Below are 16,511 nucleotides of genomic sequence, written 5' to 3' on the forward strand. Positions count from 1 at the left end.
TGCCGACTGTTTGCGCGAAATGTCCGGTTGCAGCCGTGAATTCGGTGTGAATCGGACCGCAGCCCCCGTCTCGATGCGTATCCGTGGAAAATCCCCGAGTACGTTGGAAAACGTGCATGAGCAGGTTGAACGGACAAATCGGACTCGGTTGTTGTGGTTGATCACAGCGATCGCGGCACTGGCGGCGCTCGTCGCAGGGTGCACCATCGGTTCCGACGGAGGATCCACCGGAAGCGCCGCGTCGACGACGGAGGCTCCGCCGGTCGCGAAGGTAACTCAGAACCCGACCGACGGGGCCGAGGACGTCAGTCCGATCGCCCCGATTTCGGTGTCCGTCGCGAACGGAACCCTGAACGAGGTCACGCTGACGAACCCCTCCGGGAAGGTCGTCCAGGGCGCACTGGCCCCGGACAAGGCGTCGTACACGATCACCGAGCCACTCGGTTACGGATCGGAATACACGTGGGCGGGTGAAGCGGTCGGTACCGACGGCAAGACCGTCGACGTCGAAGGCAGCTTCACGACCGTCGAACCGGACAGTCGAACGTCGGTGAGCACGAACATCGGCGACGGCCAGGAGGTCGGCATCGCAGCGCCGATCATTCTGCAGTTCGACCAGTCGATCGAGAACAAGGCGGCCGTCGAACAGCGGTTGACGGTGACGACCAACCCGCCTACGCCCGGTGCATGGGCGTGGTTCCCGGACGACAACGGCTCGCGCGTGCACTGGCGTCCGACGAACTACTGGGCTCCGGGCACGACGGTGTCGGTGCAGGCGAACCTGTACGGGGTCGACTACGGCGGCGGTGCCTACGGTGCCGACGACGTGACCCTCGACTTCACCATCGGCCGCAGTCAGATCGTCAAGGCGGAGGCCACCAGTCACCGCATGCAGGTGGTGCGCGACGGCGAGACCATCATGGACATCCCGGTCAGCTACGGCGAGGGCAACGAGACGCGCAACGTCACGCGCAGCGGCATCCACGTCGTGACCGAGAAGCACGAGGACTTCCTGATGTCGAACCCGCCGTTCTACGAGAACGTCCGCGAACGCTGGGCGGTGCGAATCTCCAACAACGGTGAGTTCATCCACGCGAACCCGTTGACGACGGGTGTGCAGGGCGCGTCGAACGTGACGAACGGGTGTATCAATCTGTCGACCGAGGATGCGCAGCAGTACTTCGGGACGGCGATGTACGGGGATCCGGTCGAGGTGACGGGAACGTCGATCGACCTGTCGGCTGCCGACGGCGATCTGTACGACTGGGCGATCGACTGGCCGACCTGGGAATCCATGGGTGCGGCGTAGCACCCGTGCGTGCGAATGTACAGCCCGCTGTACATTCGCACGCACGTGCGCCGAAGGCGCCTACGTCCGGTGGAACCGCCCCGGGCTGGCCTGATCCCGCGGCTTGATGATGATCTGGTCGAGGTTGACGTGCGACGGGCGCGACGCCACGAAGCCGATGACCTCGGCGATGTCCTTGGCCACCAGCGGCGTGATGCCCTGGTAGACGGCGTCGGCCTTGGACTCGTCGCCGTCGAAACGCACGAGCGAGAATTCGGTCTCGACGGCACCGGGCGCGATCTCGGTGAGCCGCACCGGCTTGCCGAGCAGTTCACCGCGCAACGTACGGTGCAGCACCGCCTGAGCATGCTTCGCGGACGTGTAGCCCGAGCCGTTGTCGTACGCCTCGAACGCCGCGACCGACGTGATGGTGACCACAAGGCCGTCGCCCGATTCGATCAGCTTGGGCAGCAGAGCCTTCGTGACGCGCAGCGTGCCGAGCACGTTGGTCTCCCACATCCAGCGCCAGTCGTCGAGGTCGGCGTCGATGACGGGCGCGAGGCCCTTGGCGCCACCCGCGTTGTTGATCAACACGTGCACGCGGGGAATCACGGCGGTGAACGCTGCGACGGAGTCTTCGTCGGTGACGTCCAATTGCAGTGCGGTGCCACCGATTTCGGCGGCGAGCTTCTCGAGGCGGTCGACGCGACGCGCCCCGATCACGACGTGGTAGCCCTGCTCGGCCAGTTGGCGAGCGGCGGCCTCACCGATGCCCGAGCTGGCTCCGGTGACAACGGCGACACGGGCGTCGGACGAGATTTGTTCGGACAATGTCATGTGCCGAATTCTAGTCTCAGGCGTCTGCCGCTCGCGGGGCGAGGATTGGTGATCGGCCGCAGAAGTGCTAATTTGGCGCTCATGTCCGCCAGCCACACGCCCGCTCTGCGCGTCACGTACGTGACCGCTGCCCTGGGTTCTCGGCTGCCGCTTCCTCGCGAACTGTGTTGTCTCGGTTTCGGAGTCCGTCGCTAGTTCTGTGCGACGGCGTGCTCGCATTCTCGTTTCTGCGCTGCTCTGACCGATTCATGCACCACCCGTTCCTTGTCGTACGGGTCTATTGCCGAGGACGAAACACGTGTCACTTGCCACTCTTCCGAAAACGTCTCCCGCTGCGTCTCGCCGGGGTACCCGTTCCACGCCCGGTGCTCAGCGACCGACGCAGAACAGCAGGGTCCAGGTCGTCGCTCCCGACCTGCGCATCGCCGACAGTCCCGCAGCGTCGGTGCTGCGCCTTGCGTCGGCTCGCGGTCCTATTTCGCGCGACGTAGCCGCTCGCGCAACAGGTTTGAGCATCGCCACGGTCAACCGGCAGGTGGCGTCGCTGCTCGGTGCAGGGTTGCTCCGCGAACGCGGCGACCTGACGACGTCGGGCGCGATCGGCCGTCCGCGGGTGCCGTTCGAGGTCAATCACGAGCCCTTCTCGACGGTGGGCATCCACATCGGCGCCCTCGTCACCGGCATCGTCGTCGGTGATCTGCGCGGGCGCATTCTCGGTGCGGTCGAGATCCCCACTCCGGGCGGGCCTGCCGAGGTCGCGCTGCGTGCGATCACCCGCAGTGCGTCCGCATTCGCTGCTCGGTGGCACCGTCGGACCCCGCTGTGGGTCGGCGTCGCGCTCGGTGGGCGTGTCGACGCGGCCACCGGATCGGTCGACCATCCCCGCCTCGGCTGGGAGAACGCGCAGGTCGGCACCATCGTCGGCGGCGGAATGGGTCTGCCGGTCTCGGTGTCCGGTCACGTCGAGGCGATGGCCGCGTCGGAGCTGTTGCTGACGCCCGCCCGAGCCGACGCCGCGCCGACGGGGACGAGCCTGTTCTTCTATGCGCGTGAAACCGCCGGTATCGCGTTGACGATCGACGGTCGTGTGCACACGCCGTCGACCGGTCCCGGTTCCATCGCGCATCTGCCCACCGGCTCGAATGCGCTGTGCGCGTGCGGGAATCGCGGATGCCTCGAAGCATCCGTCAGCGATCGCGCGGTGCTCGCCGCAGCGATCGAACGCGGAGTGCTCGCTCCCGGTGCCTCCGTCGCCGGTCTGTACCGGGCGGCGCACGACGGTTCGGCAGGTGCGCGGGACATTCTCGTCGAACGTGCGGAGATCCTCGGCCGCACCGTGGGTCTGCTGCGCGATCTGTTCAACCCGGATCGCGTCGTGCTCGGGGGCCAGGCGTTCACCGAGTACGAGGCCGGTCTGCCGTACGTCGCCGAAGCGTTCGGACGCACCTCGACGTTGCCGCGCAAGGACATTCGAGTCACCGGCTTCGGGAACAAGGTCCAGGAGTACGCGGCGGCGGTCGTCTCGCTCAGCTCGGTGTACTCGGATCCGCTCGCATCGATGAGACGTGCCGCTGCCTGATCCGACGGACCTCACTGTCATGATGTCGACCATGGCAACGAGAGGACCGGTGCGTCAGGCCACCGGAATCGACGGGACCAACATCGTCTACCGCGTGTCGGGCGCACCATCGGGCCGACCGCTCGTGCTGCTGCACGGGTGGGCGCAGTCGTCGGCCTGCTGGGGCGATTCGGTGCTCACCGAGCTGGCCGCGACGTACCGGGTCATCGCCGTCGACCTCCGCGGTCACGGCTACTCGGACGCACCGACGAGTGGCTACGACGACTCGAAGATCTGGGCGGGCGACGTCGACGCCGTACTGACCGCGGAAGGAATCACGTCCGACGCCGTTCTTCTCGGCTGGTCGTACGGCGGGCTCGTCATCTGCGACTACCTCTCCGTGCACGGCACCGACGCCGTGTCCGGCATCGTCCTCGTCGGCGCGATCACGAGCATCGGGCGGGGTGAGAAGGGCGGCCGCGTCGGGACGTCCATGCGGGCAGCGATTCCCGACGCGATGGCCGAGGAACCGCGGGTCGCGATTCGCGCGTTGGGCAGTTTCGGCAACGCTCTGACCGGCCCGGTCGACGGGAAGGGTGCGCAGGCGCAGGCGCTGTTCGGGCTGACGCTCGCGACGCCGCCTCGGGTGCGGGCCGCGCTGTTCGACCGCGCCGCGTCGAACGACGAACTGCTGCGCACCCTGGACGTGCCCGCCCTCGTGCTGCACGGTACGGAGGACACCGTCGTCGACGTTTCCGCCGGCCGTCACGCTGCGTCGCTGATACCGACGGTGACGGAGTCCTACTGGGACGGGGTCGACCACGGCCCGTTCGTCGCCGACCCCGAACGGTTCCTGAGCGATGTCTCGGCCTTCGTGGACGGGCTGTAACGCGGGGTCTGTGGACGACCGTACTGTGGAGGCGTGCAGACTGGAGCGGTGAGTGGACGCCAGCTGAACCGGGTTGCCGTGCTGTCGCTGCATACGTCCCCGCTGGCGCAGCCCGGTATGGGCGACGCGGGCGGCATGAACGTGTACGTGCTGCAGTCGGCCAAGGAGCTGGCGAAACGCGGTGTGCAGGTCGAGATCTTCACCCGCGCGACGTCGTCGTCCGACGAGCCGGTGCGCGAAGCGGCGCCGGGTGTGCTGGTGCGCAACATCGTCGCCGGGCCGTTCGAGGGCCTCGACAAGCAGGATCTCCCGACGCAGCTCTGCGCGTTCGCCGCAGGTGTTCTGCGCGAGGAAGCGCGTCACGACGCCGGTTACTACGACCTCGTTCACTCTCATTACTGGCTCTCGGGTCAGGTCGGGTGGCTGGCTCGCGACAGGTGGGGCGTCCCGCTCGTCCACACCGCTCATACGTTGGCGGCCGTCAAGAACGCGTCGCTCGCGGCAGGCGATTCTCCCGAACCGCCCGCTCGGCAGATCGGTGAGCAGCAGGTCGTCGCGGAGGCGGATCGGCTGATCGCCAACACCTCCGAGGAAGCCAAGCAGCTCATCGAGATCTACGGTGCATCCGCCGACGCGGTCGACGTCGTCGCTCCCGGCGCCGATCTGCATCAGTATCACCCGGGCGACATGCTCGCGGCGCGAGCGCACTTGGGTATCGATCCACGTGAAACCGTCGTCGCGTTCGTGGGTCGGATCCAGCCGTTGAAGGCGCCCGACGTGTTGCTGAAGGCTGCGGCGGAACTGTGCGCGCGGGAACCCGAACTGCCACTTCGCATTCTGGTCGTCGGCGGTCCGTCGGGGAGCGGGCTCGACCGGCCGGACAGTCTCATCGAGCTCGCCGACGAACTCGGAATCTCGACCCGGGTGACGTTCCTGCAGCCGCAGCCGTCGAACGTGCTGGCGCAGATCTATCGGGCCGCGAATGTCGTTGCGGTGCCGAGCTACAACGAATCCTTCGGCCTCGTCGCGATCGAGGCGCAGGCGTGTGGCACTCCGGTCATCGCGGCCGACGTCGGTGGACTCGGGGTGGCTGTGCGGTCCGGTGAGACGGGCGTTCTGGTGCAGGGGCACCGGACGGACGACTGGGCGCGTGCGCTCGGTGACATGCTTCGCGACCGAGACGCGTTGGCGCGCATGGCGTCTGCCGCGCCTCGGCATGCGTCCGAATTCTCGTGGGAGCACACGGCCGAGGGACTGCTCGAGAGTTATCGAGCCGCGCAGTTCCACTTCGCCTTGGGTGAAGCGCCCAGCGAGTTCTCGCCGCGCCGCACGCGCGGTCTGTCGAAGCTACGACGAGGAGTGGTCAAGGCATGAGCGAAGCGCAGTCGCCGAAGGACACCGCCGCATCGATCGATGCGATGTTGAAGGAGCGGGAGCTCGAATATCAACGCAAGGACGACAATTCGTTCGTCGTCGAACTCCCGGGCGAGCGCAAGCTGAAGACGACGACGATGCTGACCGTCGGCAACCACGGTGTGCGCGTCGAAGCGTTCGTGTGCCGTAAGCCCGACGAGAACTTCGAAGGCGTGTACAAGTATCTGCTTCGGCGCAACCGCAGGCTCTACGGCGTGCACTACACGATCGACAAGATCGGCGACATCTATCTGGTCGGCCGTATCTCGACGCACGCCGTGACGGGCGACGAGATCGACCGCGTGCTGGGGCAAGTACTCGAAGCCGCCGACGGTGACTTCAACGTTCTGCTCGAACTCGGTTTCGCGGAATCGATCAAACGCGAGTGGGCGTGGCGTGTGTCGCGCGGGGAATCGTTGGCGAACCTGAAGGCGTTCGAGCACCTGATCGAGGAATAGCCGACGAAGTCTCGGGTCGGATGTGAAATGGTGCGGACGCGACGGGCGGCGAGTAGCGTCCCGAATCAGACATAGCAACGAACACCGCACTGCACGATCCATGGAGGAAGTCTTGACCGTCGGCACCCGTTCACGTACTCGGAGACTGGCATTCGGCGGCGTCGCGTCGCTCGGCGCCGTCGCACTCGTCGCCGGATGTGGCTCAGCACCCGACGACAGCGGCTCGGATTCAGGCGGGAGTGCCTCCGGCGATTTCAAGCCGTGCATGGTCTCCGACGCGGGTGGCTTCGACGACAAGTCGTTCAACCAGCTCGGCTACGAAGGCCTGGTGGAGGCCTCGGACTCGCTCGGTGTCGAGCCGATCACCGTCGAGTCGGCGTCGCCGACGGACTACAACCCCAACATCTCGAACCTGATCGATCAGGGCTGCAACCTGATCCTCACCGTCGGCTTCGACCTCGCCGACGCCACCAAGTCCGCCGCCGAGGCGAACACGGACATCGATTTCGCGATCATCGACGATTCGTCGATCGACCTGCCGAACGTCAAGCCGCTGACCTACGACGCCGCGCAGTCCGCATTCCTCGCGGGATACGCCGCCGCCAGCTTCTCCAAGACCGGCATCGTCGGCACGTTCGGTGGTTCGCAGCTGCCGACAGTCACCATCTTCATGGACGGCTTCGCCGACGGAGTCAACTACTTCAACCAGCAGAAGAACCGCGACGTGCGCGTCATCGGTTGGGACGTTCCGTCCCAGAACGGTTCGTTCACCGGCGGATTCGAGGCCAACGCGGTCGCCAAGAACACCGCGCAGGGCCTGATCGACCAGAACGCGGACGTCATCTTCCCGGTCGGCGGCCCGATCTATCAGAGTGCCGCGCAGGCCATCCGTGACTCGTCGCGTCCCATCGCCCTGATCGGCGCCGACGCCGATGTCTACGAATCGGATCCGTCGGTCGGCGACCTGCTGCTGACGTCGGTCACGAAGGGGCTCAAGCCCAGCGTGGACGAGGTCGTCGCGAATTCCGGTGGGGGATCGTTCGACAACGCGCCCTACGTCGGAACGCTCGAGAACGACGGCGTCGGCATCGCGCCGTTCCACGACTACGAGTCGCAGGTCGATCCGGCACTGCAGGGCGAACTCGACGCGATCAAGGCAGGCATCGTCGACGGCTCCATCACCGTCGAGTCGCCGTCGTCGCCCAAGTAAGTACCACGTAAGCAATGAAGCTCGAACTACGCGGCATCACCAAGCGTTTCGGATCGCTCGTCGCCAACGATTCCATCGACCTCGTCGTGGAGCCGGGCGAGATCCATTGCCTGCTCGGCGAGAACGGCGCAGGCAAATCGACGCTGATGAACGTGCTCAGTGGTCTCTATCGGGCCGAGGAGGGTGACATTCTGCTCGACGGCGTCGAGCAGCATTTCGCCGGACCCGGCGAGGCCATGAACGCTGGAATCGGCATGGTGCACCAGCACTTCATGCTGATTCCGGTGTTCACCGTGGCCGAGAACATCATCCTCGGCCACGAGACCACCAGGAGCGGCGGACGTCTCGATCTCGACGCGGCACGCGCGCTCGTCCGTGAGATATCGGGACGCTTCGGGTTCGACCTCGACCCCGACGCGCGCGTCGACGAGCTCCCCGTCGGCGTGCAACAGCGCGTCGAGATCATCAAAGCCCTCAGTCGCGACGCGAAAGTGCTCGTGTTCGACGAGCCGACGGCCGTTCTCACCCCGCAGGAAACCGACGACCTCATGCGCATCATGCGCGAGCTCGCCGCGTCGGGAACCACGATCGTGTTCATCACGCACAAGCTGCGCGAGGTGCGCGAGGTGGCCGACCGGATCACCGTCATCCGGCTCGGCAGGGTCGTCGGCGAGGCCGAGCCCACGGCGTCGAATGCGGAACTGGCCGCGCTCATGGTCGGTCGCGACGTGCAGCTGACCGTGTCGAAGGCGCCCGCGACGCCGGGCGACGCTGCACTGTCGATCAAGAATCTGACCGTTTTCGACGCCGGCGGTCACACGGTGGTCGACGACGTCAGCCTCGACGTCCGGTCCGGAGAAATTCTCGCGATCGCCGGTGTCCAGGGGAACGGCCAGAGCGAGTTCGTCGAGGCGCTGCTCGGCGCCCGTGAACGTCTCACCGGCGAGATCGTCCTCGACGGTGTCTCGCTCGTCGGGTCGTCGGTCCACGACGTACTCGGTGCCGGCGTCGGATTCGTTCCCGAGGACCGCACCGTTCACGGGCTCGTCGGCGAATTCTCGATCGCCGAGAACCTGATGCTCGACCGATCGACCGGAGAGCCGTTCGTGCGGCGCGGTGCGATACGCCGCGACTACCTCGACGCGTTCGCCGCCGAGAAGGTCGAGGAATTCGACGTACGAACCCCGAGTATCGGCACCGCCGTCGGCCGGCTGTCCGGCGGTAACCAGCAGAAGGTCGTACTCGCCCGCGAATTGAGCAGGGAGCTGCGGCTTTTCGTGGCCTCGCAGCCGACGCGTGGTATCGACGTCGGCTCTATCGAGTTCGTGCACAAACGCATCGTCGCGACGCGTGACGCGGGCGTGCCGGTGATCGTCGTGTCCAGCGAACTCGACGAGGTCGCAGCACTCGCCGATCGCATCGCCGTCATGTATCGCGGACGGATCGTCGGCATCGTTCCGGCCGACACGTCACGCGAAGTTCTGGGATTGATGATGGGTGGAGAACATGGCTGACGCAGGTGCGTCGGAAAAGCAGGCGCCGCAGGAGCCGTCGCGTGCTCACGTGGTCCTACGGCAGATATTCACCGGGAGCGCGATCATCTCCGTGCTCGCGGTCGTGCTCGCGATCGTGGTCGGCGCCGTGCTCATCGCCGTCACCGACGAGCAGGTGCAGGAGTCCGCAGGCTACTTCTTCGCGCGGCCGACGGACATGCTCACCGCGATCTGGGATGCGGTGTCCGGTGCGTATTCGTCGCTGTTCCAGGGATCGGTCTACAACTTCCGGCGCCCGGGATTCGAGAACGGCATCAAGCCGCTCACCGAGACACTGACGTTCGCGACACCGTTGATCGTCGCCGGTCTCGGTGTGGCGCTTGCGTTTCGCGTCGGCATGTTCAACATCGGTGGTCGCGGACAGATGCTCATCGCCGCGGCATGCGCGGGCTGGGTCGGGTTCTCGCTGCAACTTCCCGCCGGGCTGCACCTCGTCCTCGCGATCGTCGCGGGCGTCGTCGGCGGTGCGGTGTGGGGCGGTATCGCCGGAGTTCTGAAGGCGCGCACCGGCGCTCACGAGGTGATCGTGACGATCATGCTGAACTACGTCGCGTTCTATCTCGTCGCCTACCTGCTCAGGACCCCGGGCGCGCTGCAGGCGCCCGGCCAGAACAACCCGAAGACGGCGGCGATGGAGTCGACGGCGGTGTTCCCCAAGCTGTTCGGAGACAGGTACTCGCTGCATCTGGGATTCCTGCTGGTCCTGATCGTCACCGTCGGTGTCTGGTGGTTGCTCGAGCGGTCGTCGCTCGGATTCCGGTTCCGTGCCGTCGGTGAGAATCCGCACGCGTCGAAGATTGCGGGTATCGACGTCAACCGGATGTATCTGTACGCGATGGTGCTGTCCGGTGCTCTCGTCGGTCTCGCAGGCGTCGCGCAGGTACTGGGCACGGTCACCACCGGATTCGGTGCGGACATCGACGCCGGAATCGGATTCGACGCCATCACCGTCGCACTGCTCGGCCGATCGAAGCCGTGGGGCGTGTTCTTCGCCGGAATTCTGTTCGGCGCGTTCAAGGCAGGTGGCTTCGCGATGCAGGCCGCCGAGGGTATCCCGATCGACATCGTGCTCGTCGTGCAGTCCGTCATCGTGCTGTTCATCGCCGCGCCGCCGCTGGTTCGAGCGGTGTTCCGACTACCACCGCCGGGCGCCGAGGTCGCGGCACGGGCGGATACCGCGAAGGTGGCGGCACTGTGACCACCGTGAAAGAGCCCGACGTTCTGGCACCCGCCCGCAGCTGGAAGGTGCCCGGCATCCTCGGCGTCGTCACGCTTCTCGCGTTGCTACTCTTCGTGTTTCGTGGAAAGTCGGGTACGACGACGTTCGCCCTCGCCAGCGAGAACGATTTCTTCGCGCTCCCGGCGGTAGGGCTGCCGACGTCGGGAACCGGAATCGCCGTGTTCGTCGTACTCGCCCTGATCACTGCCTATGCCACGTGGAATGCAGTGCAGCGCACGAGGACTCCGCTCTGGCTGCTCGGCGTCTATGCGGTGCTGTTCGTCGTCGGCTTCCTGACGTGGGCTGCTGCAGGTGCAACGGTTCCGGTGCCCGGGTTGCTCATCGGTGCGGTCGCGCTCAGCACGCCCCTCATCTTCGGTGCGATGGGCGGCGTGATCTCCGAACGCGTCGGTGTCATCAACATCGCCATCGAAGGACAGTTGCTGTCGGGGGCGTTCGTCAGCGCTGTCGTCGCCTCGATCACCGGGTCGACGTACGTCGCGCTGCTCGCGGCGTTGGTCGCAGGAGCGCTGACCGCGTCGCTGCTGGCGATGTTCTCGATCAAGTACTTCGTCAACCAGGTGATCGTCGGCGTCGTGCTCAACGTGCTGGTCGTGGGGCTGACGAGTTTCCTGTACTCGGTGGTGCTCACGAAGAACACCGAGGCGCTCAACTCGCCACCTCGATTCGGGCGCATCGAGATTCCGGTGCTGTCGCAGATCCCGGTGATCGGTCCGGTGCTGTTTCGGCAGACGCTGATCGTCTATCTGATGTACATCGTCGTCGCGTTCGTCTGGTTCGGTCTGTTCCGCACCAAGTGGGGACTGCGGCTACGTGCCGTCGGCGAGCATCCTCAGGCCGCCGACACCGTCGGTATCGATGTTGCGCGGACGAGATTCTGGAACGTGTGCCTCGCCGGCGCCATCGCGGGACTGGGCGGTGCCTACTTCACGCTCGGATCCGTGGGCGCGTTCGGCAAGGAGATGACGGCAGGTGCGGGCTACATCGCCCTCGCCGCGGTCATCTTCGGACGATGGGATCCGGTGCGAGCCACGTTGGCGGCCTTGCTGTTCGGTTTCGCGTCGAATCTGCAGAACGTGTTGGGAATCATCGGCTCGCCGGTGCCGAGCGAGTTCATGTTGATGCTGCCGTACGTGGTGACGATCTTCGCGGTCGCCGGACTCGTCGGACACGTACGTGGTCCGGCAGCGGCCGGTAAGCCGTACGTGAAGTCCTGAGCGGTGGGGCCCGCATGCACGGGCCCCACCGTCACTCGCGCATCAGCGGCCGAAACGCAACCAGGCGAACCAATCCGGGATGTGCGGTGCCCACTGCTGGAAGGGCTGCACGAAGTTGTTGTGGAAATCGTTGAACACGGATCTTCTCCTGTTGTCGTGTTTGTTTCTGACCAGAACGAAACTAGCTGCGGCGCCGGGTATTTCAAGCGATTCCCGGGGTTCGTGAGCATTCCCGAACCGAGCTGCCAGGAAGCGTGGGAAACCTGGCAGCCTGCCAGACAGTCGATGCGGTCCGACCTGCATCGCAAGTGGCTGCCACATCGCCGGGCCGTGCGCAATGGTCGACAGGAGATCCGAACCTGACTCCCCAGTAGGGCTCATGTCCGTTGTGACGGCTTTCACTGTAGTGTTCTGACAAGTTGCCGATGCACGTTTCGAAGGAGAGTCATGAGCTTCAAGAGCCCCTTTCCCGATGTCGAGATTCCGAATCTGAGCGTCTACGACTACCTGTTCGGGTCCATCTCGGACGACGATCTCGAGAAGCCTGCATTGATCGACGGGTCGTCGGGAGCCGTCACCACGTACCGGGCTCTGATCGGGCAGATCGACGGCATCGCCGGCGCCCTCGCGGCGCGGGGCCTCGGACTGGGTGACGTCGTCGGCCTGCACTCGCCGAACGTCCCCGCGTTCGCGTCGGTGCTGCACGGCATTCTGCGCGCGGGTGGCACCGCCACCACCATCAACGCTCTGTACACGGCAGAGGACATCGCGAAACAGCTCACCGGATCGGGTGCCAAGTTCCTGTTCACGGTCTCGCCGCTGTACCCGCAGGCGAAGGCGGCAGCCGAGAAGGTCGGCATCCCCGACGACCACGTCATCGTGCTCGACGGCGCCGAAGGACACCCGAGCCTGCGGGACCTGCTCGCCGAAGGCGCACCCGCCCCGGAGGTCTCCTTCGATCCGGCCACGCAGGTGGCGGTACTGCCGTACTCGTCCGGCACCACGGGCGTGCCGAAGGGCGTCATCCTGACGCACCGCAACCTCGTCGCCAACGTCGCTCAGATGGAGCCGCGCGTCGGCATCGACACGAACGACGCGATCCTGGCGCTGCTGCCGTTCTTCCACATCTACGGCCTCACCGTGCTGCTCAACATCGCGCTGAAGCTGCGCGCGCACCTGGTGACGATGCCCAAGTTCGACCTCGTCGAGTTCTTGAAGCTCATCCAGGAGCACAAGCTGACCTACCTGTTCATCGCCCCGCCCGTCGCCGTCGCGCTGGCCAAGCACCCGCTCGTCGATCAGTACGACCTGTCGAGCGTGCACACCATCTTCTCCGGTGCCGCGCCGCTCGACGAGGAACTGGGCAAGGCCGTGGCGAAGCGTCTGGACACGCGCGTGCGTCAGGGCTACGGCATGAGCGAGCTCAGTCCCGTCAGCCACGCCATCCCGTTCGACCGCGACGACATGGCGCTCAGCTCGGTGGGACTGCCGCTCGCGAACACCGTCAACAAGCTCGTCGACCCGGAGACGGGCGAGGAAGTGGATCTTCCGTCCGAGGGTCTGTCCAAGCCCGGTGAGCTGTGGGTGCAGGGCCCGAACGTCATGGCCGGCTACCTCAACAACCCCACCGCCACCGCCGACACCCTCGACGACGAGGGCTTCCTGCACACCGGTGACATCGCCGTCGTCGACGCCGAAGGCGTCGTCTACATCGTCGACCGGCTCAAGGAGCTCATCAAGTACAAGGGCTACCAGGTGCCACCGGCCGAGCTGGAGGCTCTGCTGTTGACACACCCGGAGATCGCCGACGCTGCGGTCATCGGTGTCCTCGACGAGGAGGGCGAAGAGGTTCCGAAGGCGTTCGTCGTACGCCAGGCCGACGCGACGATCGACGAGGACGCGGTCATCGCGTTCGTCGCCGAGCGCGTGTCGCCGCACAAGAAGGTCCGCAAGGTCGAGTTCATCGACATCGTCCCGAAGTCGGCTGCAGGCAAGATCCTTCGTAAGGATCTGCGGGCTGCCGAGACCACGAAATAGGAGTCGGTCGAGCTCTCGTCAGGCCGCCTACCCGATCGGGTAGGCGGCCTTCCTGTCTCATAGGGGCCTTCTCGTGACTTACGGAACAGTCTCGCCGGAAAGTGACTGACACCTCTGCACTGTCGGATTTAGCGTCGTTCTCAGCACCGTGGCTCGAACCGCGTTGCGAGACCATCAGACGTTTTCCGTTTCGCGGAGAGGATCCTTCCATGCAGGTCGACGACCTACTCAAGCCGTTCCCCATCAAGGAGTTCCACCCGTTCCCACGCGCCATGATGGGCCCCGGCGCGCACGAGATGATCGGTCCCGAGGCACTCAAGCTCGGATTCAAGAAGACCCTCGTGATGACGTCCGGCCTGCGCGGAACCGACATCGTGCACAACATCGTCGAGTCGATGCGCTACCACGGCCTCGAGGTCGTCGTGTACGACAAGGTGGAGTCCAACCCCAAGGACTACAACGTCATGGACGCCGTGGCGATGTACACCGAGAACAAGTGCGACAGTTTCGTGTCCATCGGTGGCGGCTCCGCGCACGACGCGTGCAAGGGCGCTCGTATCTCCGTCGCACACGACGGACGTAGCGTCAACGAGTTCGAGGGCTTCAACAAGAGCGAGAACCCGAAGAACCCGCCGCACATCGCCGTATCCACCACGGCAGGAACAGGTTCCGAGACGTCGTGGGCGTACGTCATCACCGATACGACGACCGACCCCGACAACCCGCACAAGTACGTCGCTTTCGACGACGCGTCCGTGACGACGCTCGCGATCGACGATCCGGTCCTGTACTACAGCTGCCCGACCGACTACACCGCACAGTGTGGCTTCGACGTTCTCGCGCACGCGAGCGAGCCGTACGTCTCGCGCCTGAACTTCGAGCCGTCGAAAGGCAATGCGCTGCATGCCATTCGGATGACGGTGGCCAATCTCCGCGCGGCGACGTGGAACGGTGAGGACCTGCCGGGCCGCGAGGGAATGATGTACGCGCAGTACATCGCAGCCCAGGCGTTCAACTCCGGCGGCCTCGGCATCATCCACTCGATCAGCCACGCCGTCAGCGCGTTCTACGACACGCACCACGGACTGAACAACGCCATTGCGCTGCCGCGAGTGTGGGCGTTCAACATGACAGCCGACTACCGCAAGTTCGCCGACATCGCCGTCGCCATGGGCATCGACACCCACGGCATGTCCGATCAGCGTGCATCGCACGCCGCGCTCGAAGCAGCGATCCAGTTGCTGCGCGACGTCGGCATTCCGGAGAAGTTCGCCGACGTCGACCAGAACAGCTACAGCAAGAACCGTCTCGGCCAGGGCCCGACGAAGTACTACGAGAACTCGCCGAAGATCGTCGGTGACGACAAGGACATCGACCGAATCACCCACCACGTCCTCGGTGACGCCTGCACCCCGGGCAACCTGAAGGAATGCACGTTCGAGACGGTCCGCCCCGTCGTCGAGCACTCCGTGCACGGAGATCTGGACGACCTGATCGGCTGATCTCTCCCTCGATCCTCGCTCCCGCCCGCGGAACCCCTTGCTGCGGGCGGGAGCGGGTCGGACACTCTTCTCGGAAGGAACGCACCGTGTCAGTCCCGACGCCCATCGATGCTTCGGCAGGGCCAGATTTCGACTCCGTCGCCGACGTCGTCAGCCGATTCGGCGACGCAGGCTACATCGCCGACGAACGCCTCGCGACGACGGTGTTCCTGCAGACCAGGCTCGACAAGCCCGTGCTGTTGGAAGGCCCGGCCGGCGTCGGAAAGACCGAGCTGGCAAAGACTCTCGCCGCGGTGACCGGGCGTCGACTGCTGCGGTTGCAGTGCTACGAGGGCCAGGACGAGACCAAAGCGCTCTACGAGTGGGACTACGGCAAGCAGCTGCTGTACACCCAGGTGCTAAAGGAGAAGATCGGCCAGCTCGTCGCCGACACCGAAACTTTGGGTGAAGCAGTCGATCGCATCGCCGCGCAGGACAGTGTGTTCTTCTCCGAGCGCTTCCTGGCGCCTCGCCCGCTGCTCGAGGCCATTCGTTCCCAGGAACCCGTCGTCCTGCTGATCGACGAGGTCGATCGTGCCGACGAGGCGCTCGAAGCGGTTCTGCTGGAATTGCTTGCGGAGAATCAGATCTCGGTTCCCGAGCTCGGCACGTTCACCGCGACGGTCGCCCCGTACGTGATTCTGACGTCGAACAACACCCGCGATCTCTCGGCGGCTCTGAAACGTCGTTGCCTGCACAGCTTCCTCGACTACCCGTCGGCCGAGCGTGAACTCGAGATCGTGGTGTCGAAGGACACCGGTTTGTCGGGTGCCCTCGCCGGCCAGTTGGTCGACGTCGTGCGTGGATTGCGTGACCTGGAACTGCGCAAGTCGCCCAGCATCTCCGAAACCGTGGACTGGGCAAGGACTCTCGCGGTCCTCGGTGCGAGCGAGCTGACCGCCAAGCTGCTGAACGACACGGTGTCGGTCGTCGTCAAGTACGACAAGGACGTGCGCAAGGCGACCGCTGCGATTCCGCGTCTCGTCGATCCGAACGCCGTCATCGATCACGGCCATGGTCACGGTCACGGTCATGGGCACGGCCATGGGCATGGTCACGAGGAGCCCTTGTCCGTTGTGGGGGACGATGATTCGGGTCCAGACGGTCGTGCGATCCGCGCGTCGAAGAACGAGCCCGGCCGCCACGGAAACTACTACGGAGGATCGACGGCATCGACACCGTCACCGGCCAAGGACGTGCCGAAGACGCAGGGCAGCCGCTCGTTCGCGAACGGGTTCGGCAGCAAGAAGAACCGGAAGGCCTGAGTCAC

Annotated in this window: 13 protein-coding genes; 12 read left to right on the top strand and 1 reads right to left on the bottom strand. The window is 65.4% G+C overall.

Features of this window, described 5'->3' with window-relative positions; genetic code table 11:
* The first annotated feature begins 112 nt into the window (after positions 1-112).
* A complete protein-coding gene (locus HQ354_RS18915; RefSeq protein WP_217266263.1) occupies positions 113-1,309 on the top strand; it encodes an Ig-like domain-containing protein in 1,197 nt (398 codons plus the stop codon).
* 60 nt (positions 1,310-1,369) lie between these two features.
* Here HQ354_RS18915 and HQ354_RS18920 read toward each other — a convergent pair whose 3' ends face one another.
* Entirely contained in the window at positions 1,370-2,125 is a 756-nt protein-coding gene (locus HQ354_RS18920; protein ID WP_068427378.1) for an SDR family NAD(P)-dependent oxidoreductase, read from the bottom strand.
* A gap of 298 nt (positions 2,126-2,423) precedes the next feature.
* Here HQ354_RS18920 and HQ354_RS18925 point away from each other — a divergent pair, with 298 nt between their 5' ends.
* The 11 genes from HQ354_RS18925 to HQ354_RS18975 all read left to right on the top strand — a co-directional run bounded on the left by HQ354_RS18925 (position 2,424) and on the right by HQ354_RS18975 (position 16,506).
* The gene (locus tag HQ354_RS18925; protein WP_222635355.1) at positions 2,424-3,704 is read left to right on the top strand and encodes an ROK family protein; all 1,281 of its coding nucleotides are present in this window, start codon (positions 2,424-2,426) and stop codon (positions 3,702-3,704) included.
* Between the two features lie 31 nt (positions 3,705-3,735).
* Entirely contained in the window at positions 3,736-4,572 is an 837-nt protein-coding gene (locus HQ354_RS18930; protein WP_068427477.1) for an alpha/beta fold hydrolase, read from the top strand.
* Positions 4,573-4,605: 33 nt separating this feature from the next.
* The gene (mshA, locus tag HQ354_RS18935; RefSeq protein WP_243636581.1) at positions 4,606-5,946 is read left to right on the top strand and encodes a D-inositol-3-phosphate glycosyltransferase; all 1,341 of its coding nucleotides are present in this window, start codon (positions 4,606-4,608) and stop codon (positions 5,944-5,946) included.
* Positions 5,943-6,443 (top strand): YbjN domain-containing protein, encoded by a 501-nt coding sequence (locus HQ354_RS18940; protein ID WP_068427382.1) that lies wholly within the window; start codon positions 5,943-5,945, stop codon positions 6,441-6,443. The genes mshA and HQ354_RS18940 overlap by 4 nt, the downstream gene beginning before the upstream one ends.
* 112 nt (positions 6,444-6,555) lie before the next feature.
* Positions 6,556-7,653, top strand: a complete 1,098-nt coding sequence (locus HQ354_RS18945; RefSeq protein WP_240931051.1) for a BMP family protein — start codon at positions 6,556-6,558, stop codon at positions 7,651-7,653.
* 14 nt (positions 7,654-7,667) lie between these two features.
* Positions 7,668-9,167, top strand: coding sequence for an ABC transporter ATP-binding protein (locus HQ354_RS18950; protein ID WP_222635356.1), 1,500 nt, complete (start codon positions 7,668-7,670; stop codon positions 9,165-9,167).
* On the top strand, positions 9,160-10,404 hold the full coding sequence (locus HQ354_RS18955; RefSeq protein ID WP_261768918.1) for an ABC transporter permease: 1,245 nt from the start codon (positions 9,160-9,162) through the stop codon (positions 10,402-10,404). The genes HQ354_RS18950 and HQ354_RS18955 overlap by 8 nt, the downstream gene beginning before the upstream one ends.
* Positions 10,401-11,663, top strand: a complete 1,263-nt coding sequence (locus HQ354_RS18960) for an ABC transporter permease (protein ID WP_222635357.1) — start codon at positions 10,401-10,403, stop codon at positions 11,661-11,663. The genes HQ354_RS18955 and HQ354_RS18960 overlap by 4 nt, the downstream gene beginning before the upstream one ends.
* 447 nt (positions 11,664-12,110) lie before the next feature.
* Positions 12,111-13,700: an AMP-binding protein gene (locus tag HQ354_RS18965; protein ID WP_167676541.1), complete on the top strand. Its 1,590-nt coding sequence runs from the start codon at positions 12,111-12,113 to the stop codon at positions 13,698-13,700.
* Between the two features lie 209 nt (positions 13,701-13,909).
* The gene (gene mdo / locus HQ354_RS18970; protein WP_068427390.1) at positions 13,910-15,202 is read left to right on the top strand and encodes an NDMA-dependent methanol dehydrogenase; all 1,293 of its coding nucleotides are present in this window, start codon (positions 13,910-13,912) and stop codon (positions 15,200-15,202) included.
* A gap of 86 nt (positions 15,203-15,288) precedes the next feature.
* Positions 15,289-16,506 (top strand): MoxR family ATPase, encoded by a 1,218-nt coding sequence (locus HQ354_RS18975; protein WP_068427393.1) that lies wholly within the window; start codon positions 15,289-15,291, stop codon positions 16,504-16,506.
* The last annotated feature ends 5 nt before the right edge of the window (positions 16,507-16,511 follow it).

The sequence above is a fragment of the Rhodococcus sp. BP-261 genome (assembly GCF_019835205.1).
In the GTDB taxonomy this organism is placed as follows: Bacteria; Actinomycetota; Actinomycetes; order Mycobacteriales; family Mycobacteriaceae; genus Rhodococcoides; species Rhodococcoides kyotonensis_B.